Here is a 16,710-nt window from a genome sequence, read left to right on the forward strand (position 1 = left end):
TTTGTGAAATTGACCAACACTTTGTCACGCTAGCGTTTTAGCTTTTTGGCTACCATGACGATCCCCAACACTAAGGCCCCAGCGACAAAGCCACATGCCGCATCAAACAGCAGTGCAGAAGCTAACGAATAGTCGGCCGCCATCTGGTTTAGACGTTCTGCTAGGTGATGTAATGGACCAATATTGTGGGTAAGAATACCACCGCCGACGAGGAACATCGCGATTGTCCCAACGATTGCAAGTAATCGCATCAGGGCGGGGGCGGCAATGAGTAGGGCGCGTCCAGACCATTTTTGAAAAGTATTGTAACCACCAGAAAAAGACTTTCTCAGCATGTAAAGCCCGGCGTCATCCATTTTGACAAGGCCCGCTACGAGTCCATACACACCCACTGTTACGCCAATACTCAGCGCGATAAGTACACCAAGTTGCGTCACAATATCTGCTTTTTGAACACTTCCCAGTGCGATGACAATGATTTCCGCTGACAGAATAAAGTCAGTTCTGATAGCCCCTTTAATTTTTTCTTTTTCAAAAGCGACCATGTCAACTTCTTGATGGGATGCTGCACTCAAGCGCTCCTCGCGCTCGTGATCATCGCCGGAGATAAAACGATGGAGTACCTTTTCCGAACCCTCAAAGCACAGAAAGAGGCCGCCGGCAATTAATAGAAGTGTAATTAGTGGTGGAAAAAATGCGCTGATCAGTAAGGCGCTGGGTACCAAGATGACTTTGTTAAGGAATGACCCTTTTGCAACGGCCCAAACAACGGGAAGCTCTCGGTCTGCCTTTACGCCTTGAACCTGGTTTGCATTCAGGGCGAGATCGTCGCCCAGTACCCCGGCTGTTTTTTTCGCTGCCACTTTTGACATAGCAGCAATGTCATCCATCAGTGTCGCAATATCGTCAATAAGAGCGAGTAAATTGGCAGAAGCCATGCAATTTCCTTGTTAGCTTTTTTTCTCTATCTTCGGGCATACAGTTAAAAAAGCAAGTATTGCGTATCGTTTGAAAATGCGTAAATGGACTGGTTGAACGAGTTGGCCAAACAAGGCTTTTGCGCTCATGCCAGTGCGTGTAGATAAATGGTCGCTCGGCGTTTGTATTCTAACGAGTAGCTACACTAAAAGGGAGAATAACCTTAACGTTGTTAGCATGTGTCCGAGGAGGGCGTGGTAGCGTAACTTTTCAATAGCAATGAAAGCAATTCATACGATAACTCTGTTTCTGGGTGCCAAACCGAGAGAATGTCTTAGACCAAGCAGAGTTGATAGTACTAACCACGTGGTGTGACCAAATAAAAATCGTTGGTGCACTTATGCGGTGACAAAAAGACCACTCACTTTGTTGTAAACGGGGCGAGGACACGGCTATCGCTGCTAATACTCGCTCTACCCAGACTTAGTTGTCCACGTCACTCTCTTTGTTGACATGTTTTTTGATAAATTTATCTAACCCATCATTGCGTTTGTTGCATTGCACTCGGCCACCGGTAAATGAACTGATAACGGCCAAGGTTTTTGCTGCGCCAGAATCACAATTAACTTTGGTCGGCTGCAGCGTCGCGCGTTTTCTCTCTTCTTGCACCAAGTCTCGCTCAGGTAGATCAGGTGACGTTTTTAAACGTCTATGCTCTTGCGCCGCTCGGGCACCGTCTTCGTTAATTGCTCGGTCTTGATGGGACTGCATGAACTGCTGTAAGGCTTGTTTTGTCGACAAGTTCAATTGCTTTTGAGACAGCTGTGTCGTTGCGTTTTCTGAGTCCGTAGTGAGTATCTCTGGGCTTGGCGGCGACGCTATGGCCTCTGCAGGCTGAGCCGGCGGGCTTTCTGGTGAGTTTAATACCTCGGGTTCCGAAGGGGCTTTATCTATCGCTTGGGTTTGCACGTCGCTGTCTTCCGTTGGAGGGACGAGTTGTTCAACAATGGGCTCTGGCTCGGATTGAGGGACGACAGTAGGAAATACTAAGATCGCTGAAATCGGTTCGTTCACCTTGTCACTCGATACAGAGACGTCGTTGCCCAGTGACAGCGCGAAAAAAATCGCCAGGTGCACCAATAGCGACAAGCTCAATAAAATCAGCGATGTTTGACGTTTTTTGACTAAAGGAGTGGGTCTAGCAGGCAGCTCTATTAGCTCGGAAAAACCGCCAATTATCTGTGTTGTCATCTATATTCACCAGATAATTCAATATGTTGCATTGCCCTTACTGTCCCTAGTTGTCTCAACTTGAAGTATAAGTACGCCTAAATTCACAAACCAATTTGCGCAGCAAAATAGACGCGACTGTGTTTAAAAAGTTCCCATTTATTAGACAAATTTGATATTGCCAGTGGATGCGATCCAATAGGGTGCGTTGCTTAGCCCTTGCACAATTGTGGTGCACTAAATCAGTGCGTGATAATTTGTTTTGAGTGTAAGTTGTTGTTTTTTATGAGATTGAATTTGTGGCATAGGTCTTGTGTTAAGGACAATACATAAAAACAAAATTGCAATAAATCCATTCAAATCTGGGAGCAACTCATGAAACTAGTCACAGCTATCATCAAGCCTTTCAAGCTAGATGATGTCCGTGAAGCCATTTCAGAAATCGGTATCGACGGTCTAACCGTTACCGAAGTGAAAGGTTTCGGACGTCAGAAAGGCCACACTGAACTCTACCGTGGTGCAGAGTATCAAGTGGATTTTCTACCTAAGGTGAAATTGGAAATCGCCGTTCAGGATGATCAGGTAGAGCGTTTAGTAGAAGCCATCGTTGGCGCAGCGAAAACCGGCAAAATTGGCGACGGAAAGGTTTTTGTTTATGACCTTGAGCATGCCGTTCGAATTAGAACCGGCGAGTCTGACAGCGACGCGTTGTAAGCGCGACTGATAATTTTGCGGAGAAAATAATAATGGAAATCACATTTGAACTTGGGTATGCATTAGATACCTTCTATTTCCTAGTCTGTGGTGCGCTTGTCATGTGGATGGCTGCAGGCTTTGCAATGCTTGAGGCTGGTCTAGTTCGAGCGAAAAACACAACTGAAATTTTGACTAAGAACATCGCGCTTTTTGGTATCGCTTGTACCATGTACATGGTTTGCGGTTATAGCATCATGTACGGTGGCGATGACTTCTCTTGGTTCTTAAAAGATATTACTGGCGACGGCGCAACAGGTGCAGAAGAGCCTGCAACGTATGCACCTTCAGCTGACTTCTTCTTCCAAGTGGTATTCGTTGCAACAGCAATGTCTATCGTATCGGGTGCAGTTGCTGAGCGTATGAAGCTTTGGGCATTCCTTGCTTTTGCTGTTGTCATGACAGGTTTCATCTACCCAATGGAAGGTCGTTGGACTTGGGGCGGCGAAGCGGTATTCGGTATGTATACGCTAGGTGACCTTGGTTTCTCTGATTTTGCTGGTTCTGGTATCGTTCACATGGCTGGTGCTGCAGCAGCATTGGCGGGTGTACTAGTTCTAGGTGCTCGTAAAGGCAAGTACACGGCTGATGGCAAAGTTAACGCCATCCCAGGTGCAAACTTACCACTAGCAACTCTAGGTACATTCATTCTTTGGATGGGTTGGTTTGGTTTCAACGGTGGTTCTGTATTGGCTACAGCCACAGTAGAAAGTGCAAACAGCGTTGCTGTTGTATTCATGAACACAAACGCTGCAGCTGCGGGTGGTACTATCGCCGCGTTGCTATTGGCTCGCGTATTGTTCGGCAAAGCTGACCTGACTATGGCATTAAATGGCGCATTGGCTGGCCTAGTAGCAATCACAGCTGAGCCGTCTACACCTACACCACTACAAGCAACACTCTTCGGTGCGCTTGGCGGTGCCTTGGTAGTATTCAGCATCATTACTCTAGACAAGCTAAAAATCGATGATCCAGTAGGTGCTATCTCTGTTCACGGTACTGTAGGTCTTCTTGGTCTATTACTTGTACCAGCTACAAATGATGGTTCTTCAATCTCTGGTCAGTTGATTGGTGCATTGACTATCTTCGGTTGGACATTTGTTGTTAGTTTGGCTGTGTGGTTCGCACTGAAAGCTATCATGGGTGTTCGTGTAAGCGAAGAAGAAGAGTTTGACGGCGTTGACTTGAGTGAGTGTGGCTTAGAAGCTTACCCTGACTTTACAAGCGGCCGTAAATAATCGGATTCATGATTAGGCAAACAAAATAATAATAATAAGCCTGACTCACCACGATTAGCCTCGCTTTTGCGGGGCTTTTTTCTGCCTGAAACAAAAGCCCTGGTGGCCATCTTAAATCGCTTTTGTATCAACGCGTTGTCATCTATACTTTTTCAATATCCTTAGGTTTTTGTGCGTAAATCTTTTGCCCCGTTTGCGCGGGAAAGTGGCCACAACAAGAAAAACGAAGAGAGCCATCATGAAAAAGCTAGCCAGTTTGTTTTTGGGTTTATCCACTTGTATCTCGGTTTTTGCCGCCGATAGGATAACCGGCCATACATTTGCGACCCGTTCGGAAGTTATTGCCCAACAGGGGATGGCAGCAACGAGCCAGCCATTGGCGACACAAGTGGCGCTTGATATCTTAAAACGCGGCGGCAGTGCCGTTGATGCCGCGATTGCTGCAAATGCGATGCTGGGGTTAGTAGAGCCAACTGGATGCGGTATTGGAGGTGATTTGTATGCCATTGTCTGGGATGCAGAAAATCAAAGCTTGGTTGGCTTAAACGCATCGGGCCGCTCACCCAAATCCCTCGAAAAATCAGAATTCGCCGCCCAGGGGATGACAAAAATTCCTTCGTTTGGGCCATTGCCTGTTTCAGTTCCCGGTGCCGTCGATGGCTGGTTTATGCTGCATGAACGTTTTGGCAAATTGCCAATGACAACCGTGCTGACACCAGCAATTGAGTATGCAAAGCGAGGCTTCCCCGTCAGTGAGTTGATTGCCTATTACTGGCAGATGAATACAGACCGAATTGGGCACTACGACGGCTTTGCCGATATTTACCTGCCCGATGGTAAAGTACCAAGAAAAGGTGACATCTTTACCAATCCTGCATTGGCGGCGACATACGAGAAAATCGCAACGGGTGGAAGAGATGCATTCTACAAAGGTGATATTGCGCGAACCATAGATGCTTATATCAAAGAGCAAGGCGGTTTTTTGTCATACGAAGATTTGGCCTCGCACACATCTGAGTGGGTGGTGCCAGTATCAGCCAATTATCGCGGTTACGATGTATGGGAATTACCACCCAATGGTCAAGGCATTGCCGCATTGCAAATTCTCAATATATTAGAGGGATATGATATCGAAGGCATGGGCTTTGGCTCCGCTGATTACATTCATACCTTCGTTGAAGCGAAAAAACTGGCGTTTGCCGACCGCGCTAAATTTTATGCGGATATGGCGTTTAGTGACGTGCCAGTGGATTGGTTGATTTCCAAGGAATACGCAAGAGAAAGACAAAAACTCATTGACCCTAAAAAAGCCGCAAAACGCGTTGATGCTGGCATTAATCACGGTGATACCATCTATATGACGGTTGCAGACAGTGATGGCAACATGGTGTCACTGATTCAAAGTAACTTCCGTGGGATGGGATCGGGAATGACACCGCCGGGACTCGGCTTTATATTACAGAATCGGGGTGAACTTTTTACGTTAGAAGAAGGCCACGCCAACGAATATAAGCCGGGTAAGCGGCCATTTCATACCATCATTCCAGCATTTGTGACGCGCAATGGTAAGCCATGGTTAAGCTTTGGCGTAATGGGGGGGGGAACCCAACCACAAATGCATGCACAAATTATTGTGAATATGATTGATTTCGGTATGAACTTGCAAGAGGCCGGCGATGCTCCGCGTATTTTGCACTCGGGCTCGAGCAGCCCAACGGGCGCAATGATGTTGGATGGCGGCTTTGTTAGTCTAGAGTCGGGAGTCGCTCAGTCGACGAAGCGCGAACTAATTGAAAGAGGTCATAAACTCCAAGATAACGTTGGTTCATTTGGTGGGTATCAAGCAATCAGTTATGATAGTAAACGGAATGTGTATTTTGGTGCATCTGAAAGTCGCAAAGACGGCCAGGCAGCAGGATACTGACGAGATTACATCGGCCGAGTAAAAGGACAATAATAAACGATGTCTCAGCCTCAAAAAGGTGTGTGTGCAGAACCTAATCTACATGCGCAATACTTAATGCTAAATGTTGTCGATGACGACTGCGAGGCGGTGCGCGCAAAACTCGCGCGAATCCTAGATATCTTTGAGCACTACGACAATGAGCATTACGAGGCTATGGTAACCGGCATGATTGCGATTGGTACCTCGTATTGGCACGAATTGTATCCCGGTTTGATTCCTTTAGAACTCAAGCCCTTCCCCGATATGCAATGTGAAGACCGCTGTGCTCCTGTTACACCGGTAGATCTCTTTATTCAAATTCGCGCTGACCGCATGGATATTTGCCATGCAATTGGCCTTGAAGTGATTGATTTAATGCGTTTGCACGTGGAACTTGTGGAACAGATCAAAGGCTTCCGTTATCTCGATGGGCGGGATCTCAATGGTTTCGTCTATGGGGCTGACAACCCAAGGGGGATGTACCGCCGAGAAGTCGCAATAGTGGGTGATCAGGATACGGATTTCGCAGGTGGAAGTTATGTACATGTCCAGCGATACCAACATGATTTAAGACGCTGGCTTAGCCTTTCTGAAAGGCAGCAAGAGCAAACGATGGGCATGACGCGTGAACATAATTTACCCAGTGCCGAACAATCTGAATGGTCTCACAGTGTAAGAGCATCGGCGAAATTTCCTGGAGGGGATAACCCGCAATTACTGAAACAAGGTATGCCCTATGGGGATATGACTTCTCAAGGTTTGCTCTTTGTCTCTTGCGCTTCCAGTTCTCAGCCATTCAAGGCCATGCTTCACAGTCAGATATTTGGTTCAGGTAACAACGATTACGACCGTTGGCTGGACTTCACCAGTGCACAAACCGGGGCCGCCTTCTTTGCGCCCTCCGTTAACTTCATTAAACAACATCAAAACTTCGAAGGGTAGTGGCTTATAAGGCCAAAGCGCCATCCCAATCGCTGGATAGTTTCATGTGCTCGTACTTTTCACAAACGCTAATGTGGTGAGCGATAAGAGGATCATCTGGTTGGATGGTTAACGCTTGATAGAACTGCGCTTTTGCTTGCTCCCAATTCCGGGAGATTCGGTATTCTATGCCCGCTTTTATGTACACTTCTGTAGCCAGCTTGCGTTCAATTTCAGCATCGGGTAAGTGGCTTAACACCTCATAGATTTGTAACGGTGCTTTGCGGCCTTTTACTCTGACCCAGTCGAGAAGTTTAGTGCGTATTGGGTAATCTGGGCCCAATGCCTCTAACACCTGGGCACTGATAATAATATCGGCGTGATACACCGGAGATAAACCCTCTAAACGGGAGGCAATGTTGACGCTATCGCCAATAACCGTGGTATCCATTCTGTCATCTGAGCCCACAGTACCAATGATAACTGGGCCGTAGTGAATGCCGATGCCAATATTAATCGGTTCATAACCGCTGTTGCTGCGGTGCATATTGTAAATGGTGATGGCTTTTCTCAAATCCAATGCGGCTGATAGGGCATCGCGAGTCTTGTGGACTTGAGAGCCTCCTGGATGATCAAACAGCGCCATAATGGCATCGCCGATAAACTTATCAATGAAGCCACCATTTTGATGAATCGGGTCGTTCATTCTCAAGAAGTAAGAATTGAGAAAGTTCATCAATTCCTGAGGCCGCATTTGTTCAGACAACCCAGTAAAGCCGCGAATATCACAAAACAAAATGGCCACTTCGTCTTCATCGGCATGACCGAGCTCGAGGTTCACTGTACCGTGTTTGGCAAAGTGCTCAACAAATTGGCGAGGGACAAACTTTTGAAATGTTTGTGTTAGCCGCATTGCTTCGTCGGCTTTCTCTTTGAAGCGCTCGTCCGTGTCAAGCAGCGCGAGCGAAGCTGTCTTGTCGACCCGTTGCAACCGTCGAGACAAGCGAGAAGATCGCCTTTCTCGAACGTACAGCAGTGTAACAACCAAACTGTACACAGACAGAATGACTGACAACACTATGATGGCCATGAACTCACTCACGCGCGCTTATTTCCTCAACAATTTATAGGGTTTTGAATACCGTCTCTGCCGCTTCTAACGTCTGAGCGATGATAGTTTCATCGTGCTGTTTAGAGACAAATCCCGCTTCATAAGACGCAGGCGCCATATACACCCCTTGTTCCAACATACCATGATAGAACGAGTTAAACTGTTTTGTATTGCAATTGATTGCTTGTTGATAGTTGGTTACGTGCTCAATATCGGTAAAAAAGATACCAAACATAGAGCCTGCCACGTTTGTCGTTAACGGAATGCCATACCGATTGGCAAGGTCTTGGAAACCATCGGCTAGCGCTTGTGTATTCGCGAAAATGCTGTCGTACAATCCGGGCTGAGAGATTTGCTCAAGTGCAGCCAATCCAGCTGCCATCGCGACAGGGTTACCTGATAGCGTACCAGCTTGATAGATTGGGCCCGTAGGCGCAATGTGAGTCAGGATATCGCGTCTGCCACCAAACGCACCAACAGGCATGCCACCACCGATAACTTTGCCTAGGCAAGTTAGGTCGGGTTTCACATTAAAACGCTCTTGTGCGCCACCGCGGGAAACGCGGAACCCAGTCATGACTTCATCAAAAATCAAAACGCTGCCGAAGTCGTCACAAATTTTGCGCAAGCCTTCCAAAAAGCCAGGAACCGGAGGGATACAGTTCATGTTACCGGCTACTGGCTCAACGATAATACAAGCGATGTCATCGCCGTGCTCATTAAAAGCCTCTTGCACACTGTCTAGATTGTTGAATTCAACCGTCATCGTGTGTTTAGCATAGTCATCTGGTACGCCCGGTGAACTTGGTACGCCCAACGTCAGCGCGCCAGAACCCGCTTTGACTAGCAAGGCGTCAGCGTGGCCGTGGTAACATCCCTCAAATTTAAGAATTTTGTTGCGGTTGGTGAAGCCACGAGCGAGGCGAATCGCCGACATAGTAGCCTCGGTGCCCGAATTTACCATACGCACCATTTCCATTGACGGTACCAATTGGCTAACCGTCTCCGCCATGATGATTTCTGCTTCTGTTGGTGCACCAAAGCTCAAGCCATTCGCAGCGGCCGCTATGACGGCTTCACGGATCTTCGCATTGTTGTGACCAAGCACCATTGGTCCCCATGATTGCACGTAATCAATGTATTGCTTGCCATCGGCATCAACGATGTAAGGGCCGTCAGCCTTGGTAATAAAGCGTGGCGTCCCGCCAACGGCTTTAAATGCCCTAACCGGAGAATTTACGCCACCTGGAATAGTTTGCTGAGCGCGCGCGAAAAGTTGTTCTGACTTATGCATTAGATTCATTACTCTTATTTGTGTACCACACCACACTACGTTCGTATTGCTTAACTAGATTTTCTACACCTAAAGTTAGTGCAAACAATGCCATTCTCACTAGGACGCCATTGTCAGTTTGACGGAAGATAGCGAGATTGGGATTCATATTGAGGTCATTGTCTAGTTCATTTGCCTGCGCACGTGAATCACGTGGCAGTGGATGCATGATGACGGTTTTTGACTGGAAGTGTCTGGTATAGATGGATTGATTTAAGCGGAATTTACCGCGGTATTTGTTGGCTTCCTCTTGCGATGGGAAACGCTCTTCTTGAATTCGAGTTTGGTAACAGATGTCGGCATCCATGTTGCCTTCAAGTTGGTCAGTAATCACCAATTGATGGCCTGCGTTTTCTATCTCGTCGATAATGTAATCAGGCATGCTAAGTTCTTTTGGAGACACCAGGGTGAACTTAACGTTCTTGTATAGACAAAGCAATTTCGACAGTGAGTGCACGGTTCGACCAAATTTGAGGTCACCAATCATAGCGATATGTAACCCATCAATCGTCTTGCCTTTGTGCTCTAACTCACGCCTAATGGTGTAGAGGTCTAATAATGCTTGAGTTGGGTGTTCGTTTGCACCGTCACCGCCATTGATAACTGGAACGCGGCTACCTTCGGCAAACTCACTAACCGAGCCTGCCTGCGGATGCCTCATGGCAATGATATCGGAGTATCCACTGAGCACTCTGGCGGTGTCGTAAAGTGATTCGCCCTTTGCTAAGGCGGAGTTATCCATGCCAGTCGTTTCGCGAACCTCACCGCCCAATAAGTTGAAAGCGGTGCCGAAACTCACACGAGTACGGGTACTGGGTTCAAAAAAAAGATTTCCTAGAATTGCGCCGTCTAGAACTGTTGTTCTTCTTTCCCTTTGGGCGTAGGGCGCCATACAATGTGCAACGTGAAAAATACGCTCAATGGCGTCGCGGTCAAATTGGTTGACCGACAAGATGTGATTACCAGTAAACTCTGACATGAAGAAACTCGCGGATGTTTTTGACGGGCGTAGTCTAACAGAGTTTTACTGGCATTGCTTATAGCTAAAAGTCTGTTTTGTTAACTGTTATGCAGGACTTTGATCAGTGTCATTATTTTCGTTACGGCATGTTCTACTAACGCGTCTGCACGGCCGGGCTTTAACTTTTCTTCTAAACCGAGCATGTTTTTCATATGAAATTCGCCTTTGAGCAAATTGAAAAAGTCGACACTGTATTCCACTGCTTGATGGTCAGTGAGCTCTAACCCAGGAGCGTGCTTGATCAGTTGAGTCGCGACACTAATGGCGCGCTTCGGTCCCGCTTCGTAAAACAGGCTCGCGACACTTGGGTTGTTTCGACCCTCGCCAATCACCACGGTATACATGGCATTGACCTGTGGATCTTGCATTAATTGCAAGAACTGCTGGCCAACTTGGGTGAGTTTTTCTTGCAAATCAAGTTCAGCAGATTGCAATGCATCAGGAGCCAGTCGGTACTGGTTACATTTCCACTCAATTACTGCCGTAAAAAGTGCATCTTTGTTAGAAAAATGAGAGTAAACCGTTTGTTTTGATACGCCAGAACGTTTTGCAACTTGGTCCATCGACGCGTTGGTAAAGCCGTGTTCCAGAAAGAGTTCACTTGCTGCAATCATAATCTGGTTGCGCTTTTCAGCGCTTTTGGGGCGGCCTGCTTTAACGGTTTTTACTTCGGTCAAAATTACTTCTCACAACACAAATCGATTAAAAATTATATTACTAAACTGTACAGTCCAGTATTTATAGTCTAGCATATACTCAGTGATTGTACACTTATTGTACTTTTTGAACGGTTTTTACGATCGCCGAGTATGGTAAAGACTGTTGAATCAAAATAGTTAAACTTACAGCTTGCTGCGCGATTTTTTGCGATAAGGCGTCAGCATTGCAAAGCTAGTTTACACCATGGTTCAACAGGCTCTATAGAAACTTCGGCTTTTTACGGAATTTGGATATGACCATGTCGCATGAATCAGTTGGGCTCTCTTCTTCTCAGCCCTCTCACCGTCGTTTTTGGCTACTCACGGTTAGCTTTGTTTGCTCGCTGGTATTACTGCTGTTTTTTGCTGGAGTCGGCCGTGCTAATCAAGCGGCGATTTCTCCCACACCTCAAACCGTGGAAGTGATGCAAGTCAGTTTGGAATCTAGCTACATTCAAACGACACAAGGGGTGGGCATAATCGAAGCCAAAGAAAACTCTGATGTAGGCTTTGAGCTTAGTGGTCAAGTCTCAGTGTTCACTGTTGACGAAGGCGATAAAGTGGCGAAAGGGGATGTCATCGCACTTTTGGATACCCGTCGACTCGAAGCTCAACAAGCCGAACTGGAGGCAAGCCTGACACGGGCCGATGCACAGGCGAATTTGGCTAATTTGACGGCTAAACGCGTGGCATCGTTGGTCAAACAAAATCTGGAGTCTAGCCAGCGTTTAGATGAGGTCAACGCCGAGCTGCGTGCGACTCAAGCGCAGGTTTCAGAAATTCAAGCGGGAATCGAGCGCATTCGCGTCGAAATCGACAAGAGTCAACTGTTAGCCCCTTTCGATGGCCAAATTACTCGGCGATTCGTAGACACGGGTACCGTAGTTAACGCCGGTCAACCGGTGCTTGGATTAACCGCAAACTCTTCACTAGAAGCTCGATTTGCATTGCCGTCTAGCCTCGCCAAGCGCACGCAGGTAGGCGAGATGCTAACTCTAGAGCAAGGCGAAATGCGTTATCAGGGTATTGTTCGCGCTAAGTTGCCACAGCGCGCATTGCAAACGCGAACGGTTGATGTGATGGTTGAGGTTCGAGATGCCTCTCAAACACTGCTACCCGGTGACATTGTTACCGCGACGCTCGAGCAAGAATTCGATCAAAGGGGTGTTTGGGTGCCTGTCTCTGCCTTGAGCAATGGGCTACGAGGGTTATGGACACTTTATGTCGTGGGCCATGAAGGAGATGATTCGCTGTCGAGTCGCAGTGTTGAAGTGATTTACACCAATGGTGACAAAGCCTTTGTCCGTGGTGCCCTAAGTGAGCAGGATTACGTTGTGATGTCAGGCACCCACAGACTGGTGCCCAATCAGCAAGTGGTAGCCGTAAAATCTTCGACTGATGTCAACGCGGGGTAACCACAGTGTCTACAACACCTAAATTACCCTGGTTTACGTCTTTTTATCGACGTGGGCATCTACTTGCGCTGAGCATTGTTATCGTATTGGTTGCAGGCTTGTCAGCCTTGTCCAATTTGCCGCGATTGGAAGATCCGAGGATTGATACGCGTAACGCATTGGTAATAACGCCATACCCTGGTGCATCGGCTGACAGAGTCGAAGCATTGGTTACTGACGTTATCGAAGACAAATTGCGTGAAATTTACGAGATAAAAGAGATTAAATCGACCTCTCGCGCTGACATTTCCGTTATCTCAATTGAAATGCAAGACTGGGTGAACAACAGTAACAATGAGTCATTATTCAGTGAAATTCGCGACTCGATTGCAGATGCTGCAACGGCATTTCCGGCGGGCGCGGGTACACCGTTGCTCGATGAAAAGCGCGGTGCGACCGCATTTACATTACTGATTGGTATCAAGCCGAGTGTTCAAGATCAAACCCCAATGACGATGGTGGGGCGTTTGGCCGACGAGTTGGCAGATAGATTGAGAAATGTCCCAGGTACAGAGTTGGTGCGCATTTACGGTGATCCTGAAGAGGAAATCAACGTCAGTATCGACCCGAGTCAGCTAACGCGAAGCGGGCTCACACTGGGACAAATTAGCCAAATCATCCAGCGGGCGGACCCAAAATTGCCTGCAGGGGTGGTACATACTGATACCCATGATATTCGAATTCAAGTCGGTGACACCTTAGACAACCTCTCGGTGATTCAAAACATCCCTTTGATTAACCAACAAGGCGCTTATTTGCGATTAGGCGATATTGCGCAGGTTTCTCGAGGATATCGTCAGCCCCAGTCGGACATGGGGTTAGTCAATGGCGAGCCTGTTATCTTTGTTGCAGCAAGAATGCAAACAACGGTACGCGTTGATAAGTGGACGCAGTCTGCTATTGAAGTGGTTGATGAGTTTAATCAATTGTTTGATAACACTGTTGATGCCGAAGTTGTGTTCGAGCAAAACGTATACACTGACGCTCGACTGTCAGAACTTACGCAGAACTTGCTGATGGGTAGCTTGGTCGTGATGGCGGTTATCTTGGTCTTTATGGGCATGCGGGCGAGTTGGATTGTTGGTTTGGCACTGCCATTATGTGCAGCGTTTGCCTTGTTTTCATTGAGCTTTTTCTCAGAGCAGATTCATCAGATGTCGATTTTTGGCATTATCATTGCCATTGGTTTGTTAATTGATAATGCCATCGTTATCACCGATGAGATTCGCATCAACTTGCAAGACCGGGCGCTTACACGCGGCCAAGCGTTAACCAAAAGTATCCGCCATTTATTTGCTCCATTGTTGGCGTCTACGCTGACCACCATCTTGGGTTTTATGCCTATCTTTTTGTTAAACGGCAACATTGGTGATTTCGTTGGTCCCATCGCTATTAGTGTGGTGATGGCCTTGATTGGCTCATTGTTTATTTCTATCACCATTATTGGCGCGTTAGCTGCGAGGTTCTTACCACGGGGCGAAACATCAGCAGAGCACGCTTGGTACGCTCGTGGTATTCAAATGCCATCGGTTACCCAGGTTTTTCGCAAGTACTTAGCGGTTTGGGTGACCAAACCTATCCTCGTGCTGCCGGTTGTTATTGCAATATGCTTGAGTGGGTTCGTGTTGTCATCGCAGTTGGCCAATGTGTTCTTCCCCAGTGCAGACCGTGACCAGTTTGAAATATACGTATGGACTGGCGACGGTTCTAGTATCAAGCAAACACAACAAACAACACTCGCGATTGATGAAGCGATCAGAAGTTATGACGGTATTAAACAAGTTTCATGGTTGATTGGTGGTTCCGCTCCTTCTGTGTATTACAACCAAATCATGAAGCGTGACAACTCGCCGAATTTTGCTAATGGCGTGATATCTACTGAAACAGTCGAACAAGCGGCTGGTTTGATTGCGAAGTTGCAAATTGAGCTCCAAGCCCAATTCCCCAATGTGCAAATTGTGGTAAGAGCATTTGGCCAAGGCCCACCGATTGATGCCCCTGTTGAGGTGGATATTATCGGCCCAGATTTGGCAACGTTAGATCGCTTAGGTCAGGAAGTGAGACGAGCGATGTCTCAGGTACCGGGGATCTCCCAATCAACCGCATCCATTACCATGGGGAATCCCGAGTTGGTTGTTGATACGACTAGTGACAATACCTCACTTGGCGCATTTAGTTTGTCAGATGTGGCTGACCAAATGCAGGTCAATCTCAGTGGTTTGGCGGGAGGATCAGTACTTGAAAGCACGGAGGAGATTCCAGTTCGAGTGCGTTTAGCTGAGCAATCTAGAAGTAATTTGACGTCATTAGGTGCGATTCCTTTGTTAAATCCAACTGTGGTAGAAGGGGGACAATGGATGCCACTGGCCGCGGTAAGTGAGTTCGAATTGCGTCCTTCGTTATCGGGTATTACACGCCAAGATGGTGAGCGTATCAATCGCATTCAAGCCTATTTATTGCCAGGTGTGCCAGCCGTTGATGCGTCAAATGCAGTACGTGACGCCTTGCAGAGCAGTGGTTTTAGTGCCCCACCTGGATATCGGATCAAGATGGCAGGTGACGCCGATGAACAGAAACAAGCGTTAGGACAGCTTGGCACTTATGCACCAGTGTTGTTGGTGATGATGATTACCACCTTGATTCTAACATTCAGTAGTATTCGCATGGCCGGGGTTATCGGTATGGTAGCGATTCTATCTGTTGGGTTGGGAATGTTCAGTTTATGGTTGTCTGGTTTGCCAATAGGCTTCAATCCGCTGCTCGGTAGCGCCGGTCTAATTGGTGTTGCAATCAATGGCTCCATCGTTGTCATTGCTGCAATCAATGCAAACCCCCAGGCCAAACTCGGTGATACTCAGGCCATCATCGACGAGACATTAAGCTGTAGTCGTCACATCTTGTCCACTACCTTTACGACGGTAGGAGGTCTTATTCCATTGTTGTTGTTCAGCGAAGGATCGTTCTGGCCGCCTCTCGCGGTGGTGCTGGCTGGTGGCGTTGGCTTTTCCGTCATCTTGTCTTTGATATTTACGCCAACCATCGTTGCGGCTCTGGCACGTTTACGCGCCAAAAAAATCGCCCGCTTTGGCGAATGCATACCTGCTTAATTACCGTTTAGCTTCAGGTGTGGGTTGAGTTTAGCGCCCACACCTTTTTTTATTCTCGCGCTTCTCATTCTCCGTTTAAAACTTGGTATACTGCTGCTATTGGTTTGTGATCTATCCGGCATGCACACAGTATGAAAAAGAGTCAATCAAACAGTTGGTGGAAGACCGACTGCCCATATTGCCAACGTATTCGGTTATACGTGATTTGGGCTGTGTTGATGGGCGGAGTTTATCTGCTGTTCTGGGCTTAAGCCGCCGAACTTTGAGAAACACGAGTATTTGGTTACATGAATTCAACAGAATCCATCTTCATTACTGCAAGTGCAAAGCGCAATAGTATTACGACACTAGTGATAGGCACTGTTGCACTGTGTTTATCTCTGCTCGCTTTGGCACTTGTGCCAGACTGGCTGTTTTTAGGGACGGTGTTTCTAACGAGTGCATCAATAGTCACTATCCTGATTGGCTACTTTAAGATGAGAGAACCTGCGCATAGTTTGGAAATTCGTCCAGATGCCATCATTTACCAACACAGGCGAGGCCAGTGGGCACTTGACTGGGACAATATCCAGCGGGTTGATATGCCCAAAGTCCGTCGTGGTTTGGATATGGTTCCGCTGGAAACCGTGGGGTTTAGGCTTAAACACTACGACAATTTTATTCAGACGATTTCGCCTAGGCTAGCGACGCATTTGTTGATGGAACAACGACCATTATTGATGCAAAACCTCGAAGATTGCCCCACGGGTACGTGCTACGGCAACGATTTCATGGAAGATACTCGCTTTAAATTGGAAAGTGGGAAGCAGTTAACGGGAGTACAAGCGATGCTAGCAAGCCGAATGCATCAGCTTCGCGAGAGGTTGGGTTACGATGTGTTTGTCTCGTCTAACGAACTAGATAGAACACCAAGTGAGTTTGTTTCTTTACTCAAAGATTGTGACCAAGCCAGGCGGCAGCGCGCCAATTCTTGATAGGCTG

The 16,710-nt window shown here is 47.3% G+C and carries 13 protein-coding genes; 7 read left to right on the top strand and 6 right to left on the bottom strand.

What is annotated here, in order from left to right:
- Positions 1–29 precede the first annotated feature (29 nt).
- Both AC27G9_RS15795 and AC27G9_RS15800 read right to left on the bottom strand, forming a co-directional pair.
- Entirely contained in the window at positions 30–938 is a 909-nt protein-coding gene (locus AC27G9_RS15795) for a DUF808 domain-containing protein (protein ID WP_487075438.1), read from the bottom strand.
- A gap of 463 nt (positions 939–1,401) precedes the next feature.
- The gene (locus AC27G9_RS15800) at positions 1,402–2,169 is read right to left on the bottom strand and encodes a hypothetical protein (RefSeq protein ID WP_487075439.1); all 768 of its coding nucleotides are present in this window, start codon (positions 2,167–2,169) and stop codon (positions 1,402–1,404) included.
- A gap of 354 nt (positions 2,170–2,523) precedes the next feature.
- Here AC27G9_RS15800 and glnK point away from each other — a divergent pair, with 354 nt between their 5' ends.
- The 4 genes from glnK (at position 2,524) to AC27G9_RS15820 (ending at position 7,026) form a co-directional block, all read left to right on the top strand.
- The gene (glnK, locus tag AC27G9_RS15805) at positions 2,524–2,862 is read left to right on the top strand and encodes a P-II family nitrogen regulator (protein WP_012516988.1); all 339 of its coding nucleotides are present in this window, start codon (positions 2,524–2,526) and stop codon (positions 2,860–2,862) included.
- A 32-nt stretch (positions 2,863–2,894) separates the two neighbouring features.
- Positions 2,895–4,139 (top strand): ammonium transporter, encoded by a 1,245-nt coding sequence (locus tag AC27G9_RS15810; protein ID WP_487075440.1) that lies wholly within the window; start codon positions 2,895–2,897, stop codon positions 4,137–4,139.
- A 238-nt stretch (positions 4,140–4,377) separates the two neighbouring features.
- Positions 4,378–6,063 (top strand): gamma-glutamyltransferase, encoded by a 1,686-nt coding sequence (gene ggt / locus AC27G9_RS15815; protein WP_487075441.1) that lies wholly within the window; start codon positions 4,378–4,380, stop codon positions 6,061–6,063.
- A 39-nt stretch (positions 6,064–6,102) separates the two neighbouring features.
- On the top strand, positions 6,103–7,026 hold the full coding sequence (locus AC27G9_RS15820; RefSeq protein ID WP_487075442.1) for a Dyp-type peroxidase: 924 nt from the start codon (positions 6,103–6,105) through the stop codon (positions 7,024–7,026).
- A 4-nt stretch (positions 7,027–7,030) separates the two neighbouring features.
- On the opposite strand, the gene AC27G9_RS15825 is transcribed toward AC27G9_RS15820, so the two are convergent.
- From AC27G9_RS15825 to AC27G9_RS15840, 4 genes are all read right to left on the bottom strand, one after another.
- Positions 7,031–8,095 carry an adenylate/guanylate cyclase domain-containing protein gene (locus AC27G9_RS15825; protein ID WP_487075626.1) on the bottom strand — a complete coding sequence of 355 codons (1,065 nt, stop codon included), beginning with the start codon at positions 8,093–8,095 and terminating at the stop codon, positions 7,031–7,033.
- Positions 8,096–8,129: 34 nt separating this feature from the next.
- Positions 8,130–9,410, bottom strand: a complete 1,281-nt coding sequence (gene hemL, locus AC27G9_RS15830) for a glutamate-1-semialdehyde 2,1-aminomutase (protein ID WP_487075443.1) — start codon at positions 9,408–9,410, stop codon at positions 8,130–8,132.
- Positions 9,403–10,428 carry an aspartate carbamoyltransferase gene (locus tag AC27G9_RS15835; protein ID WP_487075444.1) on the bottom strand — a complete coding sequence of 342 codons (1,026 nt, stop codon included), beginning with the start codon at positions 10,426–10,428 and terminating at the stop codon, positions 9,403–9,405. Before AC27G9_RS15835 ends, hemL begins: the two co-directional genes overlap by 8 nt.
- Positions 10,429–10,508: 80 nt before the next feature.
- Complete coding sequence (locus tag AC27G9_RS15840) at positions 10,509–11,147, bottom strand: TetR/AcrR family transcriptional regulator (RefSeq protein ID WP_487075445.1); 639 nt, start codon at positions 11,145–11,147, stop codon at positions 10,509–10,511.
- A gap of 281 nt (positions 11,148–11,428) precedes the next feature.
- On the opposite strand from AC27G9_RS15840, the gene AC27G9_RS15845 reads away from it, so the two are divergent.
- The 3 genes from AC27G9_RS15845 (at position 11,429) to AC27G9_RS15855 (ending at position 16,703) form a co-directional block, all read left to right on the top strand.
- Complete coding sequence (locus tag AC27G9_RS15845) at positions 11,429–12,583, top strand: efflux RND transporter periplasmic adaptor subunit (protein WP_487075446.1); 1,155 nt, start codon at positions 11,429–11,431, stop codon at positions 12,581–12,583.
- Positions 12,584–12,588: 5 nt separating this feature from the next.
- On the top strand, positions 12,589–15,729 hold the full coding sequence (locus tag AC27G9_RS15850) for an efflux RND transporter permease subunit (protein WP_487075447.1): 3,141 nt from the start codon (positions 12,589–12,591) through the stop codon (positions 15,727–15,729).
- Between the two features lie 287 nt (positions 15,730–16,016).
- Positions 16,017–16,703, top strand: coding sequence for a DUF2982 domain-containing protein (locus AC27G9_RS15855; protein ID WP_487075448.1), 687 nt, complete (start codon positions 16,017–16,019; stop codon positions 16,701–16,703).
- Positions 16,704–16,710 lie beyond the last annotated feature (7 nt).

The sequence above is a fragment of the Alteromonas sp. 5NS40-0096 genome (assembly GCF_057544385.1).

Coding starts and splice junctions, on each gene's coding strand:
- AC27G9_RS15795 (WP_487075438.1), bottom strand. CDS start 938: ATGGCTTCTGCCAATTTACTCGCTCTTATTGACGATATTGCGACACTG.
- AC27G9_RS15800 (WP_487075439.1), bottom strand. CDS start 2,169: ATGACAACACAGATAATTGGCGGTTTTTCCGAGCTAATAGAGCTGCCT.
- glnK (WP_012516988.1), top strand. CDS start 2,524: ATGAAACTAGTCACAGCTATCATCAAGCCTTTCAAGCTAGATGATGTC.
- AC27G9_RS15810 (WP_487075440.1), top strand. CDS start 2,895: ATGGAAATCACATTTGAACTTGGGTATGCATTAGATACCTTCTATTTC.
- ggt (WP_487075441.1), top strand. CDS start 4,378: ATGAAAAAGCTAGCCAGTTTGTTTTTGGGTTTATCCACTTGTATCTCG.
- AC27G9_RS15820 (WP_487075442.1), top strand. CDS start 6,103: ATGTCTCAGCCTCAAAAAGGTGTGTGTGCAGAACCTAATCTACATGCG.
- AC27G9_RS15825 (WP_487075626.1), bottom strand. CDS start 8,095: ATGGCCATCATAGTGTTGTCAGTCATTCTGTCTGTGTACAGTTTGGTT.
- hemL (WP_487075443.1), bottom strand. CDS start 9,410: ATGCATAAGTCAGAACAACTTTTCGCGCGCGCTCAGCAAACTATTCCA.
- AC27G9_RS15835 (WP_487075444.1), bottom strand. CDS start 10,428: ATGTCAGAGTTTACTGGTAATCACATCTTGTCGGTCAACCAATTTGAC.
- AC27G9_RS15845 (WP_487075446.1), top strand. CDS start 11,429: ATGTCGCATGAATCAGTTGGGCTCTCTTCTTCTCAGCCCTCTCACCGT.
- AC27G9_RS15855 (WP_487075448.1), top strand. CDS start 16,017: ATGAATTCAACAGAATCCATCTTCATTACTGCAAGTGCAAAGCGCAAT.